The organism is Pedobacter sp. (genome assembly GCF_965279535.1).
Taxonomy (GTDB): domain Bacteria; phylum Bacteroidota; class Bacteroidia; order Sphingobacteriales; family Sphingobacteriaceae; genus Pedobacter.
Genome location: NZ_OZ257244.1, coordinates 4,665,683 through 4,682,475 on the forward strand (window position 1 = coordinate 4,665,683; position 16,793 = coordinate 4,682,475).

Genomic DNA, 16,793 nt, shown 5'->3' on the forward strand with positions numbered 1-16,793 from the left:
AGAATTATTATTAAGTGATTATATATTATATTTGCATCGCAAAGGTAAACTAAGCAAAAGAATTAGACGAAAACATGGCAATTAAAATAACAGATGAGTGTATAAATTGTGGGGCTTGCGAACCGGAATGCCCAAATAACGCAATTTACGATGCCGGTACTGCATGGCGTTTTTCTGACGGAACCAATCTAGAGGGCATCATTGATTTTGGAAATCAGCAAATTGAAGCAGATGCTTCGCAAGAAGCAGTATCTGATGAGGTGTATTATATCGTATCGGATAAGTGTACAGAGTGTAAAGGTTTTCATGATGAGCCTCAGTGCGCTGCAGTTTGTCCTGTAGACTGCTGCGTGGATGATGAAGATATCCGTGAAACAGAAGAAGAATTATTGGCTAAGAAAGCCTGGTTGCACCAGGAAGGATAGGCTGATTGAAGATATATTTGGAAAAAAAGACACTGAAAAGTGTCTTTTTTTGTTTAATTGCTAGGCTGTTTAATTGTTGATTGCAATCGGCCAACTAATTGTTCGATATTATTGTGGACAAAAATGGGTTAAACCAATGACTAATGACGAGTAAACTATTGACTATTGACTACTGACAATTGACTACTGACAAATCAACCAATTCCCAATAAACTAATCCACCTCACACTTATTCGGGATAATCAAAACAGGGCAGGCTGATTTTCTGGCTACGTGCTCGGCCACACTTCCCATTAAAAAGTGGTACAGACCAGTTCTGCCATAGGTTCCGATTACAATAAGATCAGAGCCCCATTCGTCAGATTGCTGAATAATACCATGTGCAGCTGTATCCACAATGCTGAGGTAAGTTGTTTTTATGCCTCTCCCAAATTTGTCCTCAATTTCTTTGAGCAGGATGTGGCTGTTTTCCTCACTATTGTCGTAAGTCTCTAAAAATACTGGTGCCAAAGTTAAATCAGGGTTTACATTGGCGGGAATTGGCTCAATAATATTAACCAAGGCTACCTCGGCACTGAATTTTTCGGCCATATCATAACCAGCTTTTGCTGCTTTTTCTGAGCAGGTACTGTTATCAACTGCGATTAATATTTTGTTAAACTTCATGGCGAGCAGATTTAAATGTAATCATCATAAAAATAACAAATTTGCTGGCAAAATGTTAGGCAATAGATGTAAATTGTTAGTTTTACATACCTTTTAGTAAAAGAAGTCAATGGAAAATCAATATGGTATTTGTCGGGTTGCAGTTGCGCCTTTAAGAGCTGATGCATCGGATAGAGCAGAAATTGTATCTCAACTATTATTTGGAGAAGCTGTAGAAATTATCCAAAAGGAGGAGCGTTGGTGGCTTATCCAAAATGGTCATGATGGTTATCAGGGTTGGATTGATTTCAGGCAGCTTACCGGAATATCTGAAGCTGAATTTCAGGATTTAAAAAACTGTACTCAATTGGCTCCCTTAAACTTTAATAATGTGCTGCGTGCAGAAGATGGTAGTTTATACCATTTAAGTCCCGGAAGTAATTTACCTTTTCTAAAAGATGGTTTTTGCTTTGCCGGAACAGAAAAATTCCAGTTGGATTTTGCTCCTTATGATAGTAAGCAGGCAAATTTTAGTCGAGATATCGAAGCAACAGCCAAATTTTTCCAAAATACACCTTATTTATGGGGAGGCAGACACGCATATGGTTTAGATTGCTCAGGTTTTGTACAAGTGGTGTTTAAGATGTTGGGCATCAAATTAAACCGGGATGCTTCACAGCAGACTGAGCAAGGCAGGTTGGTGAGCTTTCTTGCCGAATCAAAACTGGGTGATGTTGCTTTTTTTGATAATGAAGAAGGAAGAATCACGCATGTGGGTATTATGTTGAATCCTAATGAGATCATCCATTCTTCAGCCAAGGTAAAAATTGATCCTATTGACGATCAGGGGATTTTTAGTAAGGAGCTGGGGCGCTATACGCATAAGTTGAGAATTATAAAACGATTTGTGGAATAGCCGGAAGAATTGCATCTTCATTTAAAATCATTTATATGAAGATATTTTTAACGCTTTCCTTATTTCTTTTTTGTTCTTGGAGCTTTGCTCAAAATAAATTGTCATCTAGTAAAGAAGCTGGCTACTATACCTATATTTATAAAATAACAGAACAAGAGACCGCTAAAATCGCATCAAAAGGCAAGGATGCATTGAGTGATACTTTTTTTCATACCTTGGTGGATAGTTTCTATACAGACAAGGGGTATAAAAAGCACCTCGCTTTCGGGAATTACATCTATGTCAGTACCTACAAAAATACTATTCGCTACAGGTTTGAAGCCGTTGGAAATGTAGAGTTACATTTTATAAACAACCTTAAGGAGTTTCAATTTTTTATTACAGATTTGAGTGGAAACCTGCTCCCAAATGCTAAAGTCAATACTGGAAAAGGGAAGGTGATTAGATTTGACCATCAATCACAATTATATAAAACTTCTTATCCTAAAAAAGAAGATTTTATACAAGTCGAATTTAATGGGGTTGCCAATTTCTTCTCCTTCGATTTAGAAAGCACAAAACCTTACAATCACAAACAAAACTGGAACTTTTTTAAAAAGGTAGTTTATTCATCTCCGTTAAGATATACTTGGACACCCCTGCAAAGTCTTTTTTCAAGGCGTAAAAATAAATCATCTCAATATCAGGGCTTTATGGTTTTTAGTAAGCCAAAATATAAACCCCTTGACACCATTAAGTTCAAAGCCTATGTGTTAACTTCCTCAGGTAAAAAAATAAATAATAAAATTGTAGAGGTAGTACTTTCAGACAATAGAGGAAAACAAAAATTATTGGCTAACATCAAGCCCTACCGAGATGGTGGATATTCATACGACTTTGTATTAGCCGATAGTTTAAACCTGACTTTAGATCGGAATTATACTGTAGCTTTAATTGTAAAGGATAAACGTGGAAGTAAAACCTTGATTTCAAGAAATTTTTTATATGAAGATTATGAATTAAAATCACTGAAATTTGCTGTCCGCACAGATAGAGTAAATCATCAGGTGGGGGCTCCGGCAACTATTTTTTTTAAAGCTACTGACGAAAATGAACTTGCAGTACCAGACGGAAGGGTCGAGATTCTAGGTTTGACCTCATACGTTTCCCGATTTTCGGATACCCATGTTTTTATTCCCGATACACTGTGGAAAAGGACAATAAATCTAGAGCCTGTAGGTGAAACCAAACTTGTTCTCCCAGATAGTATATTCCCAAAAGCTGATTTAAACTTTTTATTAAGATTTAACTTTAGAAATAGCAATAATGAAACCCGTTCCGAAACTAAAAATCTATCATATATCTATAAGAGTGGTGATAAGCCTTTGGAAGAAATTAAATCAGTTTTGAAAAAAGATAGTTTGCTTATTGACTATCGGGTAAATGATCAATCGAATAAACACGATGCCACAATACTTTCCTATTCCAGTGCAGGTATTTTATTAGATTCTTTTTTTGTAACACTCCCAGCAACGCTCAAAATTGATTTTCGTATTGATCATTATAGAGTAATCATCGCCAATGGAACCAGGCAGGATGTGTTTTTGTCTGATTTTAAGCCTGTTCTGGATATTGCCGCATTACAGAATAAGGATTCTCTAAGGGTGGTTGTTAATAATGTACATAAAGTTCCCTTTTGGTACACCATCTTTTCGGGAAACAAGGTTTTGATAAAGGGATTTACAAATGCCTTGGATACTGTATTTAAACATTCCAGAAATAATATGGCTCATATTCGAATTAACTACTTTTGGGACGGTAGTGAAATAAGTAAAGAAGCCAGTGTTGCTTTCAATGACCAACAATTAAACCTAAGGTTGATAGCCCCTGACATGGTTTATCCCGGCCAAGAGGTTAATATGAGAGTAAAGGTTACAGATGCAAATGACAAACCAGTTGCGGAAACGGATTTGACTGCATATGCATTCACATCAAAGTTTGAAAATGATAACCAGCCTGCACTCCCTAATTTTGAGAAGAAGTTTTATGCCCGAAGGAAGAAGAATTTCGAGGTTGAATCAGATTATATATCTCTTAATGCCAATTTTATCATCAACTGGGAAAAATGGGGGAGGAAACTAGGGTTAGATACCATTGAGTACTATAAATTTACACATCCGAAATCGTTTTACTCAATACAGGAGATCGCAAAAGATACCATTACTCAGGTAGCTCCATTTGCGGTTTTAAACGGAGCGATTTTACCGGTGAATATTGTTTATATTGATGATATACCTGTTTATTTTAGTCAGGCAGACCAACTTGCACGGTATTCATTTCCTGTAAAACCCGGAAAGCACTCTTTTCGTTTGCGTACTGCAGGTCAAACTATATCTTTAACTGATGTTGAAATCCCAAAGGGGAAAAAAACCATTTTTAGTGTGCTTGCCGATCGCACTAATAAAATTGCGTCAGTAGTAAAATCGCCGTACGACTTAAGCCTGGAAGAAAGTGAGCAATTGAATAAATATATGCTGAAGATTCAGGATAACTTTGATAGTGAAAAAGCAATCTTAAGTGCAGACCAAAATAATTATTTGCTTAATTCTCCACCGAGTGTGTATAGTGGTAGAGAATTGTTAATAGGACCAATAGGAGTAAATTACTTAACCTTTAGAAGAGGGTCAATTGTTCAGGATTTTATTAAAGAGCCAGGCTATACTTACACCTTTACTCCAGGCTTAATCAAGCAAAAATCATATCGTGGAATTTGGGCATTTAGTTCGGTTCTTTCGTCTCAGTCCAACAATGATAACATAAATTATAAGCAGTATGCAATTCGGAAGAATGAAATAGATAGTTTATGGAGTAATTATTTGGATTTGAGAAGTCATACTACCCAGCTTTTTAATAATAATCGCGTTGCAAGAACAACTCATACAGGTAGATTGAGTTACAAAATTGATACAGTATTCACCAATCGTTTGCCTTATATAAAAAATATTATCATCTATAAGCCGGATGAGCCGGACTTTGTTCAAATATATTCAGGCAATAATAACTATTTACCTTCATTTGAAGCAGGGAAATATAAGATTATGTTTTTATTAAAGGATAATAGATATTTCACGGCAGAAGATATTTTGATTAAGTCCAATGGGCAAAATTTTTATTCGTGGAAGACATTCAGAATTTCAGAGGCAGATTCCTTGAGCACTAAGTTAGATCAGTATATAAAAAATGTGAGATCAAATCATGATCATGAAACCGTCTCAACAGTTGCAAAGGAAGAAATTGAGCGATTTAACGAAAAGAATTTTGATTTGAGTAATTTGAAAGGTTTAATGACTGGCCGGGTGCTTTCTGCTAAAGACGGCGTTGCAATAGCCGGTGCATCAGTTAAAGTAGTGGGTTTGAGTGCTGGAGTTTCTACTGATCGTGAAGGAAAATTCGCAATCAAAATACCTAAAAGAGGCAAAGTTCAAATTAGCTATATTGGCTATGAACACAAGGAAGTCAGCGTAGTGGATGGGGCAGCTGGAAATATTTTACTTGATGAAAAACGTTTGGCGCTAAATGAGGTTGTGGTAGTTGGGTATGGAGCGGCTAAGAAGAGTATACTTACAGGAAGCATTTCAAGTATTTCAGGCTCCCTTGCAGGTAAAGCTGCCGGTTTGACCATCAACAATAATACCCTTGTTACTATTCGGGGTGTAATGTCCTTGCCAACCACAGAAAAGCCTATTATCATTGTTGATGGAGTTCCTTTTGCTGGAGACATCAACATGCTGTCTGCAGAAAACATCACAAATGTGGATATTTTAAAATCATCTGATGCGGTTGCAATATATGGTTCAAGGGCATCTAATGGAGTAATTATCATTAAAACAAAAAAAGGTGTATCTGGTGTCAATGATGCTGGCGAATTGGTGTCGCAACAACAAACCATGAGGACAAAATTTTCTGATCAAGGTTTTTGGAAGCCAACATTAATCACCGATGAAAATGGAATTTCGGATTTTAAGGTCAAGTTTCCAGATGATATTACAAATTGGAAAACCAGAGTAATTGCTGCTAAGGGCAAACAAGTTGGCTTGACAGAAACAAATATTAAATCTTTTAAATCGCTTAGTGCGAATTTTGTTTCGCCTCAATTTGCACTATCCGGAGATAGTATAAAGGTTATTGGAAAAATAATGAATTACACTCCCTTGGAAGAAATCCTGAGTAGAAAATTTTTATATAACGGAACTGAAATGCTGAACTCAAATATAAAAGTTAAGAACTCTTATCTTGATACAGTGGATATTGTAGTAAAAGAAAAAGATAGTTTGAAATTTGAGTATACTTTAAAACAGGAGAATGGTTACTTTGATGGGGAACTCCGGAAAATACCAGTATACAAACCTGGTGTGACAGAAACCAAAGGATACTTTTCTGCCCTGCTAGCGGATACAATTATCAATTATAGTTTCGACAAAAAGTTAGGTAAGGTTGTTGTGAGGGTAGAGTCATCTGTTTTCCCAACCTTACTGGATGAAATGACAAAACTGCGCGAGTACGAATATTTATGTAATGAGCAATTGGCATCAAAACTGAAATCCTTGTTGCTGGAAAAACAGGTTCGAAAATATTTAGGCGAGTCTTTTAATCATGAGAAAGATATTTTATATATTATAAAGAAGCTCAAAGAGAGCAAAAATCCGCAGGGAACCTGGGGATGGTGGCAAAATGGCGAAGAGCAAATGTGGATCAGTTTACATGTGGTTGAAGCACTATTGCAATGCGAAAAAGAAGGATTTAAAGTAGAGTTAAATAAAACTGTACTTTATAAATATTTGATAGAGAAACTAACGCAAGAATCTGATTATAATCAGTTATCAACAATTAAGCTATTAAATCTCTTAGATGATAAACATTATATCAAAGATTGGCTCTTGGCTTTTGAAAGAAAGAAAAAACAGGCAAGCCCAAATCTCTATGAGCGACTAGCATTCTGCGAATTGAAACAGTTAGCAGGATTAAAAGTTAATGTCGATTCTTTACTGTCGATTAGAAAAGAAACTATGTTTGGAAACATTTATTGGGGAAATGAGGGGATTAAATTTTGGGATAACAGTATCCAAAATACAATATTGGCCTATCGGATTTTGAAACGTGATGGAGGGCATGAAGGCATTCTTGAAAAGATTACCTTATATTTTTTGGAGCAGCGTAAGGATGGGCATTGGAGGAATACTTTTGAATCAGCGTTGATTCTGGAAACCATTTTGCCTGAAATGCTCTTGAGAAATTTAAAAAATGAGCCGGCTTCAGTTAAGATTGGAGGCCAGTTGGTTTACCAGTTTCCTTATGATAAAGTGATTGAAAATGTCGGACATGTCAAACTGGAAAAGTCCGGAAAGATGCCAGTGTATTTTACGGCTTACCAAAAGTTTCACAACGCTCATCCCGAAAAAGTGAATAAAGATTTTACCGTTAATACAAGTTTTGTTCAGGACGGAGCGACTGTTAAAAAGTTAAAAGCTGGTACATTAACCACGCTAAAAGTTGTAGTTAATGTCCGTGCAGATGCAGAATATGTTATGATAGAGATACCTATTCCGGCAGGATGTAGTTATGAAAATAAAAGGCAGAACTTTTGGGGAGTAGAAACACACCGGGAGTATTATAAAAACAAAACTTCCATATTTTGTAATAAATTAAAACAAGGTACTTATACCTTTGATGTGGACTTGATGCCAAGATATGCAGGTAGTTATAGTCTCAATCCGGCAAAAGCTGAAATGATGTATTTTCCTGTATTTTACGGAAGGGAAGAAATAAAGAAAGTTGGTATAAATTAAGCCTCATCCATCATCTCCCAAACCATTACCTTTTTATCATCTCCAGTAGAAATTAGGTGTTTACCATCATTACTCCAGATTATCTTATTAATGGAGTGTGTGTGTCCAATACCAGCTTTTTCCAAACTGAGGATTTTATAAAGTTTAAAGTTCTCCGCATCCCATAGTTTAATACTTTTATCCTGACTGCTTGTCGCAAAATAAGGTAGGATAGGATGAAAGGCAATGTCGTATACCGTAAACATATGCGCCGGAATAGTTTGCAGTAGTTCATGAGCCGGAAGGTTCCAGATTTTTAACTGTGCATCTCTGCTTCCAGAAATCAGGTATTTCCCTTTCGGGTGATAAGCTAAAGAAGTGACCGGTAGGGTATGACTATCTAAACTTTGTTTGAGGCTGTAATCTGAAAGATTATAGATTCGGATCAAGTGATCCTTGCATCCAAAGGCAATTTCCTGCTCATCAGGAGAGATAGCAATTGCTCTTACAGTATCATATGCTGCCTGAAACCGGTAAATTTCTTTATAATCATCTAAAGACCAAATGGCAACAGTTCCATCTTCCCCAGTGGTAATTAATTCATTTTTTGCTTTGACTGTTTTAATATCGAAGATTGGCTTTAAGTGGGCGTTAACCCGGGTCACCACACTTTCTTTTGCGAGATCATAAACGCTAAAAGCACCACTTCTTTCTCCAACGAATAAAAGGCCATTATTGTAATGAAGATAGTAAACAGAGCTTTGAACTGGCATCTTCACCTTCACGAAAGCCATATTCGCTAATGACCATTCTACCACTCCTTTATCATTTCCGGCACTAAAGAAGGTGTCGTCTTCAGTTGAATGAGCTAAGGCATAGACAGGGTTTTGGTGGCCGGAGAAAGTATGGAGATGTTTAAGCATTTGTGGGTGTTAAATTAGTATCAAGTATGGAGTATCAAGTATCAAGTATGGAGAATCAAGTATCAAGTATCAAGATGGGCAGCACATAAATTTAACCATCTAAACACCTTGGAGAACACCATGATAAGCATTCGCTTTCAGTAGTTTACGATATTCAAGTGTCGAGAATCAAGTATCAAGAAGTAATACTAGTCTGATCAGCCTGAGTGTTACACACTAAACTCAAAACTTATTTATGTCTTTTCTCTAAGTTCTTTGCGATATCCTGAATTGACAATCCTTTTTCCTTAAGTAAAAATAATAGATGGAAGATAAGGTCAGATGATTCATTGATCAAATCTTCTTCGGTTTCAGCCAATGCTGCTATTACGGTTTCTACACCTTCTTCACCAACTTTTTGAGCTATTTTATTTAAGCCCTTACTTCTCATTTTATTGATGTAAGAACCTTCAACCGGATTTTCATATCTATCGTTAATGATGTTTTCCAATTCGAAAATGAAGTTCTGGTTGAAATCTGTTTTGAAACAGCTGCGACTGCCCGTGTGGCAGGTAGGGCCAACGGCATCGGCTTTAATCAGGATGGTGTCGTTATCGCAATCCACAAAGAGCTCTTTCACGTAAAGGAAATTATTACTGGTTTCCCCTTTTGTCCAAAGGCGATTTTTAGATCTCGAAAAGAAGGTAACCTTGCCTTCAGCCTGTGTTTTTTCCAGTGCTTCAGCATTCATATAGCCAAGCATTAAAACTTCAAGGGTTTTGTAATCCTGAATAATTACAGGAAGTAAGCCAGCTGTTTTATCCCAATCAAGGGATGATATATTGATGTTCATTTTCTTTTAATATTGACTCGATATGTCGAGTGTGTTATATCCGCACGGGAATATGATTTCTTTTGAGTTCTTGCTTGAGATCGGGAATTAGGATTTCGCCATAATGGAAAACAGATGCCGCTAATGCTGCGTCAACGTTTGCTTTCTGGAAAACTTCTGTGAAATGATCCATACTGCCAGCTCCACCTGATGCAATGATCGGTATATTGATCATTTGGTTTACTTTATTCAATAAGTTGCAATCGAAACCAGCTTTTGTGCCATCATGATCCATAGAGGTAAGGAGAATCTCGCCAGCACCCAAATCTTCCGCTTGTTTGATCCAGTTTTCGGTTTCGAGCTCCGTAATTAATCTACCTCCATTGAGGTGAACCATATTTCTGCCTTCAACATGTTTGGTATCTACAGCTAAAACAACAAACTGAACGCCAAAAGTTTTTGCAAGATCTTCAATTAGTTTAGGGTTTCTAACTGCTGCCGAATTGATGCTGATTTTATCTGCTCCGGCGTTCAACAGCACATCAGCATCAGCAATTTCAGTTATTCCACCACCAATAGTAAAGGGTATATTTAATTGTCTTGCAACCGATTTTACCATCTCAATCATGGTTTTTCGGCGTTCATGCGTCGCTGTGATATCTAAAAATACTAATTCATCGGCACCTTGCTGTGCATATTGAGCAGCAAGTTCTACCGGGTCTCCGGCATCGCGTAAATCAACAAAGTTCACACCTTTAACAGTGCGACCGTCTTTTACGTCAAGGCAGGGTATTATTCTTTTACTCAAACCCCCTGCACCCCCTGAAGGGGGACCTGCAAACTGTTGAGCCGATATGGCTCCCTTTATATTATCCAAAACGTGATTTAAATTATTGTAAAGATCAGTATTCTTAAACCGGATTATCTTTATGCCGAGATTTTCAATTGCTTTTTGCCTGTCGATATCATGAATGGTTATTTCTGGTACATGATGTATAGTGCCATCTAATTCTATGATTAACTTGCATTCGTGACAATAAAAATCCGCTATAAATAACGAAATAGGATGCTGTCTCCGGAATTTTACTCCTAATTTTTTTTCTTTTAAATACTCCCACAGTAACCTTTCAGCATCTGTGGGAGTATTTCTTAGCTTCCTGGCATTTTCAAAAATGATTCTGGATGCGCCATAAAACATGTTAGGCTCGTTGAGCGGTAGTGTTCCAAAATCATCATCTTGTGGTATTTTATAGTTCATTTATGCAATTACTATTACCAGCATGCCTTTAGCTCCCCCTTCAGGGGGCCGGGGGGAATTATATCGAGCTCAACGCTTTCAAATTCCACTCCTTAATTTCCTCAATAGAGATTCTGTTTTCGTAAATTGCTTTTCCAACTACAACACTCCTAACTTCTAATTTGGCGAGATCTCTAATGTCGTCCATAGAACTTACACCACCCGAGGCAATCAATTTAATGAAAGGTGAGTGATCTAGGAGTTTTTTGTATAAGTCAATTGCTGCGCCTCCCAGTTTGCCATCTTTATTAATGTCGGTACACAGGAAACGGAAGAATCCTAATTGCAGACACTTGTCTACATAATCCATTAATTTAATCGGTGAGCTTTCCATCCATCCAGAATATTTAATTACCTCGTCCAAAACATCAATGGCGATTACAATGCGGTTAGCATAGTCATCTTTTTTGGCAAAGGCTTCACTTAACGAAGGGAGGAAGTCGGGATTAGTAATGGCCTGTGTTCCTACAATTACACGGTGGATTCCGGCATCAAGTAAATTGGTTACTTGTTCTATGGTTCTGATTCCTCCGCCATATTGCACTTTCATTTCCGTTTTTTTAATGATCTCAAACAATGATTTTTGGTTGCTAAAATCACCTTTGGCACCGTTTAAATCTATAATGTGGATGAAATCTGTACCGTTAGAACGGTATTTTTCGATCATTTCTGCAATGGAAACATCGTATTCAGTTTTTTGGTTGTAATCGCCTTCACGTAAGCGAACCACCTTCCCATCCAAAATATCAATAGCAGGTATTATGTACATTTTATAAGCTTAAGTTTGAAAAATTCTTTAGTATCTGTTCGCCAGCTTTTCCTGATTTTTCAGGGTGGAACTGAACGCCGTAAAAATTATCTTTTTGTACAGCTGCTGAAAACTTTAATCCATAATCAGCAGAAGCGATGTCAAAAGTAGGGTTATATTCAATAAAATACGAATGCACAAAGTAAAATTGTGCATTATTGTCAACAGCTTCAAACAGCGAATTGTTTTGATGATTTACTGCATTCCATCCCATATGTGGAATTTTGATATTCAGTGACTTATCGAATTTTTTGGTGTTAATTGGAACGATGTCGAGTAAAGGAGCGTCCCCTTCTTCTGAATGTGCAGTGATTAGCTGCATGCCCACGCAAATACCCAATACTGGCTTAGTTAGTTTTTTTATTGCAGAAACTAATCCGGTAGCTTTTAGTTTTTCCATGGCAGCGCCTGCATGGCCCACTCCGGGAATGATGATATGGCTATATTTGGTCAGGTCGGCCTCGGTATTAACCATACCATAGGATAAATTGAGGCGTTCCAATGCTGCGGTTAAAGAAAAGATATTGCCTGCGCCATAATTTACTATTCCAATACCCCCCATCCCCTTAGAAGGGGCTTCGTCTTTGATATCGTTTATATCACTTGAATAAGGGGCATCAATTTTTCCTACTTGATTCATTATTTGACTTTATCGTTTGTTTATTCCTTCTGTTTACTGTTCCTGCTTTATGGGCATGGACTACAATAAGCCCTTTGTACTTGGCAATACCATTTTCTCTGCATCGCGTTTAACAGCCATTTTTATGGCTTTTGCAAAGGCCTTGAAGATCGCTTCAATTTTATGATGTTCGTTATCGCCTTCTGCTTTGATATTTAAGTTACATTTTGCGGCATCGCTAAAGGACTTAAAAAAGTGATAGAACATCTCGGTAGGCATATCGCCAACTTTTTCACGTTTAAATTCTGCCTCCCAAACAATCCAGTTTCTACCTCCAAAATCGATTGCAACCTGCGCCAGGCAATCATCCATTGGCAGGCAAAAGCCATACCGCTCAATGCCTAATTTGTTGCCTAAGCCTTTAGCAAAGGCCTCACCAAGTGCAATTCCTGTATCTTCAATGGTGTGGTGTTCATCTATATGCAAATCGCCTTTGGTAATCACTTCTAAATCTATACTCCCATGTCTGGCAATTTGATCCAGCATGTGATCGAAGAAGTTCAAGCCAGTTTCGATTTTGGCCTTTCCGGTGCCATCCAGATCGAGATTGATGGTTATATCGGTTTCATTTGTTTTACGAACCTGACTGATTTTTCTGCTTCCTGCTTTTAGCAGGTTATAGATATCTTCCCATTTTTGGGTCTCCAGTACAATGATTTCAGCTAAAGATTCGCGTTTCTCCAAAGCCTCTCCAACGCCCAGGTTATCATTCTGGCGAAGGAAAATCGCTTTTGCTCCCAGGTTCTTAGCCAGGATTACATCATTTAATCTATCTCCGATAACAAATGAATTTTTTAAATCATAATCTTCACTGAAGTATTTGGTCAATAAAGCAGTACCTGGTTTGCGCGTTGGTGCATTATCTTTGGCAAACGTTCTGTCAATTACGATCTCACTAAAGTGAACACCTTCGCCTGCGAATGTATCAAGCATGAAGTTATGGATTGGCCAAAAATTCTCCTCAGGATTTGAGGGTGTACCCAGGCCGTCCTGATTGGTAACCATTACCAATTCGTAGTCTAGCTCTGCTGCAATTTTGGATAAATAATAAATGGAACGTGGATAAAATTTAAGCTTGGCAAAACTATCTACCTGTTCGTCATCCGGCTCAATATTCAGGGTGCCATCACGATCTATAAATAATATTTTTTTCATTTTAAAAGTTTCTTAAAACGGTTAAAAGTTTTTCATTTTCTTCTTTTGTGCCGACCGTTATTCTCAAACATCCTTCACATAAGGTAACCTTCGAACGGTCGCGAACAATGATTCCCTCCTCTACTAAAGTGTCGTAAATTTTTGTTGCATCCGTTACTTCTGCTAGGATAAAATTGGCATCGGAAGGATATACTTTTTTTACGATATTTAATGCATTTAATGCAATAGATAATTGCTCCCTTTCTGCAACAGATTCTTTAATCCATTCGTTAACTTGAGCAATGTTTTTTAAGGCCTCAAAAGCTAAATCCTGTGTAGCCTGATTGATGTTGTAAGGCGGCTTAATTTTGTTCAAAACATCGATCACTTTTGTAGAAGAAAAAGCCATTCCTAAACGCAAAGCGGCGAGGCCCCAGGCCTTAGAAAAAGTTTGCAAAACAACCAGGTTTGCATACTCGGTTAACTCCTGAATAAAGGTCTTTTGTTTGGCGTAATTAATGTAAGCTTCATCGATGACAACGATACCATTAAAGTTGGCTAAAATCGTTTCAATATCTGTTCTGTTTATTGAGTTTCCTGTTGGATTATTTGGTGAACAAATGAAAATAATTTTTGTGTTTTTGTCAATCGTTTCTGCGATTTTTTCCAGGTCTAACTGATAGTTTGGAAGCAGGTTTACTTTGCGGATTTCTACATCATTAATATTAGCAGAAACTTCATACATTCCATACGTTGGAGGCAAGATAATTACATTGTCTTTTCCAGGGTTGCAGAAAGCACGGAACAATAAATCTATCGCCTCATCACTACCATTTCCAAGAAATGTATTTTCAATAGGAACGCCTTTAATTTTACTGATCGCATCTTTAAGGTCCAACTGCAAAGGATCTGGATAACGATTGTAATTTGCAGGTAGTGGAGAGCCGTAACTATTTTCGTTTGCATCCAGAAAAACAGATGCCTGACCTTTAAATTCGTCCCTGGCGGTAGAGTAGGGGCGAAGCTTCTTTATATTTTCTCTAACTAATTCGTTAATATCCATCTTATTTTAATCTAATGGTAATTGCATTTTTGTGTGCTTCCAAGCCTTCGGCTGTAGCGAGTGTTTCAACGGTAGGGCCTATATTTTTAATGCCTGTTTCAGATAGGTGCTGAAAGGTTATTTTCTTTAAAAAAGCATCAGTGGATACACCTGAATAGGCCTTTGCGTATCCGCTGGTAGGTAAAGTATGATTCGTTCCGGAGGCATAGTCTCCAGCGCTTTCGGGGGTTAAATTGCCCAGGAATACTGAGCCAGCGTTGGTTATAGCCGGAATCAGGCGCTGAAAATCATTTGTCGCCAGGATTAAATGCTCTGGTGCATATTCATTAGAGAAATCCATTGCATCAGCCTGATTATCAGTTAATATAGCGTAAGAGTTTTCAATTGCTTTTGCGGCTATATCCTTTCTAGGAAGGCTTTCAATCTGAATTTCAATCTGTTTGATTACTTCAGTTATGATTTTATTTGAGGTAGAAACTAAAACAGACTGACTATCAATGCCATGTTCTGCTTGTGCAAGTAGGTCTGCGGCTACGTATGACGGATTGGCAGTGTCATCAGCGACCACTAAAACCTCTGAAGGACCTGCTGGCATATCGATAGCTACTTTGTTTTGAACCATTGTTTTCGCAGTGGTTACGTAACGGTTTCCTGGTCCGAATATCTTATAAACCTGAGGAACGGTGTCTGTTCCAAAAGCCATAGCAGCTACAGCTTGCGCGCCACCTATTAAATAGATTTTTTCGATTCCAAGAAGTACGGCGCAATAGGCCAGGTAGCAGTTCGTTTTGGTATCGCTTTGCGGAGGTGAACAAACTACTATTTCTTTACAGCCTGCAATCAAGGCAGGTGTTGCAAGCATAAGAAAAGTACTGGGAAGAACAGCAGTTCCCCCTGGAATATAGAGGCCTACTTTCTCAATTGCCCTTACTTCACGCCAGCAAACCACCCCTGGCATGGTCTCAATTTTATCCTCTGTTTTTAACTGAGATTGATGAAAGGTTTTGATGTTTTGGTAAGCCGTATCAATCGCTTTTTTAGCATCAGCCGGAATGGTTGATGCAATAGCTTTTAATTCGTTCTGGTCAAGAAACAGTTTGGAGAGATCAACCTTGTCAAAAGTTTTGGCGTAATTATAGAGCGCATTATCACCATCCGATTTCACTGTTTTAATAATCTCTGCAACCCTTTCTTCCACCAATTTATCGTCTTCAATTTCCCTGGAACATAGCTCCTGAATTTTTGATTTAGATAAATCTGTATAATTATAGATTTTCAATGTTTTATGTTTTTGAGATTAACTAATAGTTAATGATTTTCAGGTTGTTTTAGGTGATAATTTTCTCAATTGGCATCACTAAAATTCCCTCTGCTCCTGCTGCTTTAAGGCTATTAATTTTTTCCCAAAAATCAGCTTCTGCAATTACAGAATGTACGGCAACCCAATTCGGTTCAAACAAAGGAACTACTGTTGGACTTTTAACTCCCGGCAATAAATCAACTACCTTTTGAAGGTTATCTTTTGATACATTTAGTACCACATACTTGTTAGATTTTGCGCTCAAAACTGAACGTATTCTTTGGAGGAGTTCGGCAACTTCAGGATGATTTGCAATGGCTTCATTTCCGATTAAAACTGCTTCTGATGACATCACATCTGCAAAAGGTTTTAATCCGTTACTCTTTAAAGTTCCACCCGTAGAAACGATGTCACAAATGGCATCACTTAGTCCTAAACCAGGACCGATTTCTACCGATCCGGAGATGGTTCTGATATCAGAAGTTATCCCTTTAGACTGGAGGAAATTTTCAAGAATTACCGGGTAAGAAGTGGCGATAGCTTTACCATTTAAATCTTCTAATTTTTCGATTGAACTGGTGTTTTGAACGGCAATTTTTAATGTACATTTTCCGAAGCCTAATTTTTGCAAATGTGTTACTTTAGCTTTGGTTTCAGTGATTACGTTTTCGCCAACAATTCCGAGGTCGGCAATACCATCCTGAACGTATTCAGGAATATCGTCATCACGGAGAAAAAGAATCTCTAATGGGAAATTGGTAACAGAAGAAATTAATGAACTCTTGTAGTTCTCGAAAGATAAACCACAATTTTTAAGAATTTCTACAGATTTTTCGTTTAGCCTACCCGATTTCTGGATAGCAATTTTAAGTGTTTTCAAAGTATTGAATATAGAATGAACAAGAAATAAATTTTTTAAAAACAGTTTTGAAGTACAAAACACTACATATCACATCGCCTACTGGCGATGGTGCAAATGTAAGTGATG

Annotated in this window: 13 protein-coding genes and 1 pseudogene; 3 read left to right on the plus strand and 11 right to left on the minus strand. The window is 37.5% G+C overall.

Translation table 11 applies throughout. The annotated features are described in order from the left end of the window. The first annotated feature begins 74 nt into the window (after window positions 1-74). A complete protein-coding gene (locus ACQY77_RS19420; protein ID WP_090882873.1) occupies window positions 75-425 on the plus strand; it encodes a 4Fe-4S dicluster domain-containing protein in 351 nt (116 codons plus the stop codon). Window positions 426-638: 213 nt separating this feature from the next. Here the strand turns inward: ACQY77_RS19420 and ACQY77_RS19425 are convergent, their stop codons facing one another. Next, the gene (locus ACQY77_RS19425) at window positions 639-1,091 is read right to left on the minus strand and encodes a universal stress protein (protein ID WP_421940662.1); all 453 of its coding nucleotides are present in this window, start codon (window positions 1,089-1,091) and stop codon (window positions 639-641) included. Between the two features lie 109 nt (window positions 1,092-1,200). On the opposite strand from ACQY77_RS19425, the gene ACQY77_RS19430 reads away from it, so the two are divergent. Then, complete coding sequence (locus ACQY77_RS19430) at window positions 1,201-1,986, plus strand: NlpC/P60 family protein (RefSeq protein WP_421940661.1); 786 nt, start codon at window positions 1,201-1,203, stop codon at window positions 1,984-1,986. Between the two features lie 35 nt (window positions 1,987-2,021). After that, on the plus strand, window positions 2,022-7,811 hold the full coding sequence (locus tag ACQY77_RS19435) for a carboxypeptidase-like regulatory domain-containing protein (RefSeq protein ID WP_421940660.1): 5,790 nt from the start codon (window positions 2,022-2,024) through the stop codon (window positions 7,809-7,811). Here ACQY77_RS19435 and ACQY77_RS19440 read toward each other — a convergent pair. From ACQY77_RS19440 to hisG, 10 genes and pseudogenes are all read right to left on the minus strand, one after another. Continuing rightward, the gene (locus tag ACQY77_RS19440; RefSeq protein WP_421940659.1) at window positions 7,808-8,713 is read right to left on the minus strand and encodes a WD40 repeat domain-containing protein; all 906 of its coding nucleotides are present in this window, start codon (window positions 8,711-8,713) and stop codon (window positions 7,808-7,810) included. The two genes, ACQY77_RS19435 and ACQY77_RS19440, sit on opposite strands and share 4 nt — an antisense overlap. A 229-nt stretch (window positions 8,714-8,942) precedes the next feature. Further along, window positions 8,943-9,545 (minus strand): bifunctional phosphoribosyl-AMP cyclohydrolase/phosphoribosyl-ATP diphosphatase HisIE, encoded by a 603-nt coding sequence (gene hisIE, locus ACQY77_RS19445; protein ID WP_421940658.1) that lies wholly within the window; start codon window positions 9,543-9,545, stop codon window positions 8,943-8,945. 34 nt (window positions 9,546-9,579) lie between these two features. Beyond that, on the minus strand, window positions 9,580-10,332 hold the full coding sequence (gene hisF / locus ACQY77_RS19450) for an imidazole glycerol phosphate synthase subunit HisF (RefSeq protein WP_421942411.1): 753 nt from the start codon (window positions 10,330-10,332) through the stop codon (window positions 9,580-9,582). A 60-nt stretch (window positions 10,333-10,392) separates the two neighbouring features. Then, window positions 10,393-10,782, minus strand: a pseudogene (locus ACQY77_RS19455) (endonuclease domain-containing protein); the annotation flags it as partial. 58 nt (window positions 10,783-10,840) lie between these two features. Beyond that, window positions 10,841-11,590, minus strand: a complete 750-nt coding sequence (gene hisA, locus ACQY77_RS19460) for a 1-(5-phosphoribosyl)-5-[(5-phosphoribosylamino)methylideneamino]imidazole-4-carboxamide isomerase (RefSeq protein ID WP_421940657.1) — start codon at window positions 11,588-11,590, stop codon at window positions 10,841-10,843. 1 nt (window position 11,591) lies between these two features. Beyond that, entirely contained in the window at window positions 11,592-12,191 is a 600-nt protein-coding gene (gene hisH, locus ACQY77_RS19465; protein ID WP_421942410.1) for an imidazole glycerol phosphate synthase subunit HisH, read from the minus strand. A 138-nt stretch (window positions 12,192-12,329) separates the two neighbouring features. After that, window positions 12,330-13,463, minus strand: coding sequence for a bifunctional histidinol-phosphatase/imidazoleglycerol-phosphate dehydratase HisB (gene hisB, locus ACQY77_RS19470; RefSeq protein ID WP_421940656.1), 1,134 nt, complete (start codon window positions 13,461-13,463; stop codon window positions 12,330-12,332). Window position 13,464: 1 nt separating this feature from the next. Further along, window positions 13,465-14,505 carry a histidinol-phosphate transaminase gene (gene hisC, locus ACQY77_RS19475; RefSeq protein WP_421940655.1) on the minus strand — a complete coding sequence of 347 codons (1,041 nt, stop codon included), beginning with the start codon at window positions 14,503-14,505 and terminating at the stop codon, window positions 13,465-13,467. Window position 14,506: 1 nt separating this feature from the next. Then, on the minus strand, window positions 14,507-15,784 hold the full coding sequence (gene hisD, locus ACQY77_RS19480; RefSeq protein ID WP_421940654.1) for a histidinol dehydrogenase: 1,278 nt from the start codon (window positions 15,782-15,784) through the stop codon (window positions 14,507-14,509). A gap of 49 nt (window positions 15,785-15,833) precedes the next feature. Further along, a complete protein-coding gene (gene hisG / locus ACQY77_RS19485; protein WP_421940653.1) occupies window positions 15,834-16,685 on the minus strand; it encodes an ATP phosphoribosyltransferase in 852 nt (283 codons plus the stop codon). Window positions 16,686-16,793 lie beyond the last annotated feature (108 nt).